Annotated in this window: 1 protein-coding gene; it reads right to left on the reverse strand. The window is 66.0% G+C overall.

The genetic code is table 11. The features are described 5' to 3' along the window. The coding region (locus FPL22_RS17755) for a beta strand repeat-containing protein (RefSeq protein ID WP_162525366.1) at positions 1-2,276 on the reverse strand (2,276 nt) is incomplete at both ends.

A 2,276-nucleotide genomic window follows, 5' to 3' on the forward strand; every position in this document is an offset into this window, starting at 1 on the left:
TGTCGATCGACACGTTCGTCGCGGTGATGTTGCCCACCGTGATGTTGCCTTCGGCGCGCAGACGCACCGAGGAACCGGTGGCGACCACAGTGGCGGTGCCGTCCATCAGGAGGAAGCCGGTTTCCGCATCGAGGGAGATGGTGCCGGTCGAGGCGGTCACGATGTCCACGTTGGTCGTCAGCGTGATGTTGTCGTCGGCCTTCAGCGTGATGTGTCCGGTGCCCGAGCGGAGGTCCGCGTTGGCCGTGATCGATCCCGCGTTCGCATCGAGGAGGATGCTGCCGGTGCCGTTCGCGGAGACCGCGTTGCCGTTGGCCGAGCGGCCGTCTCCGGAGGTCTGCACCACCAGCGCGTCGCCGTCATCCAGCGTGATGTCACCGAGGACCGCCACCAGGACGATGTTGCCGTTGGTCACGGTCGTCAGGTCCGACTGCGCAAAATCGGTCACCGTGGTGGTGGTCGCGTCGCTGTTAAAGTCCGTGATGGTCACGCGCACCGAGCTCACCGTCACACCGTTGTCTTCGGTTACGTAGATCGAACCGGTCGTCGCCAGCGCGGTGAGGACATCGATGTTCGTGGTCAGGTGGCGCGCGGAGGTGCCGATCGCGCCGTTGGCCTGGAGGCGCAGGTTGGTCGCGGTCACGTTCTTCGTCGAGCCGGCGGCGTTGGTGATCGAACCGGCATCGGTGTCGATCGAGACGTTCGTCGCGGTGATGTTGCCGACCGTGATGTTGCCTTCGGCGCGCAGGCGGGCGGAGGAGGACGTCGCGGTGATCGTGGCCGTGCCGGCCATCAAGAGGAAGCCGGTCTCCGCGTCGAGCGAGACCGTGCCGGTGGAGGCCGTGACGATGTCGACGTTGGCCGTCAGCGTGATGTTGTCGTCGGCCTTGACCGTGATCTGGCCGGTGCCCGAGCGGAGGTCCGCGTTGGCCGTGACCGAGCCGGCGTTCGCATCGAGGAGGATGCGGCCGGTGCCGTTGGCGGACACTGCGTTGCCGTTGGTCGAGCGACCGTCTCCGGAGGTCTGCACCACCAGCGCGTCGCCGTCGTCCAGGGTGATGTCTCCGAGGACGGCCACCAGGACGATGTTGCCGTTGGTCACGGTCGTCAGGTCCGACTGCGCAAAGTCGGTCACGACGGTGGTGGAGGCATTGCGGTTGAGGTCGGTGATGGTCACGCGGACCGAGCTGACCGTCACACCGTTATCTTCGGTCACGTAGATCGAACCGGTCATCGCCAGCGCGGTCAGCACGTCGATGTTGGTCGTCAGGTGGCGGGCCGAGGTGCCGATCGCGCCGTTGGCCTGGAGGCGCAGGTTGGTCGCGGTGACGTTCTTGGTCGAGCCGGCCGCGTTGATGATCGAGCCCGCATCCGTGTCGATCGAGACGTTGGTCGCCGTCACGTTGCCGACCGTGATGTCGCCTTGAGCACGCAGGCGGGCGGAGGAACCAGTGGCTACCACCGTCGCCGTGCCGTCCATCAGGAGGAAGCCGGTCTCCGCATCGAGCGAGATCGTGCCGGTCGAGGCCGTCACGATGTCCACGTTGGTCGTCAGGGTGATGTTGTCGTCGGCCTTCAGGGTGATGTGGCCGGTGCCTGAACGGATGTCCGCGTTCGCGGTGATCGAGCCGGCGTCGGCATCGAGGAGGATGCGGCCGGTGCCGTTCGCGGAGACCGCGTTGCCGTCAACCAAACCGTCGTTGAGGGTGATGTCACCGAGGACCGCGACCAAGATGATGTTGCCGCTGGTCGAGGTCGTCAGATCGGACTGGTTGACGTCGACCACGTCGGCGGTCGTGGCCGTGCTGCTGAACTCGGTCACGGTCACCGTGACCGTGTCGACCGTGGCTCCGTTGTCCTCGGTGACGTAGATCGAGCCCAAGGTCGCGAGAGCGGAGAGGACGTCGATGTTGGTCGTCAGGTGGCGGGCCGAGGCGCCGATCGCGCCGTTGGCCTGGAGGCGCAGGTTCGTCGCGGTGACGTTCTTGGTGGAACCGGTGGCGTTGATGATCGAGCCGGCGTCGGTGTCGATCGAGACGTTCGTCGCGGTGATGTTGCCAACTGTAATGTCGCCTTCCGCACGCAGGCGGGCCGAGGAACCAGTGGCGGTGACGTTGGCGGTGCCGGCCATCAACAAGGCACCGGTCAGGGCGTTGAGGGAGATGGTGCCCGAGGCGGAGGTGGTGACGTTGACGCCGGCCGCGAGGGTGATGTTGGTGTTGGCCTTGACCGTGATGTGTCCGGTGCCGGAGAGGATATCGGCATTGGCGGTGATC

The sequence above is a fragment of the Rariglobus hedericola genome (assembly GCF_007559335.1).
GTDB lineage: Bacteria > Verrucomicrobiota > Verrucomicrobiia > Opitutales > Opitutaceae > Rariglobus > Rariglobus hedericola.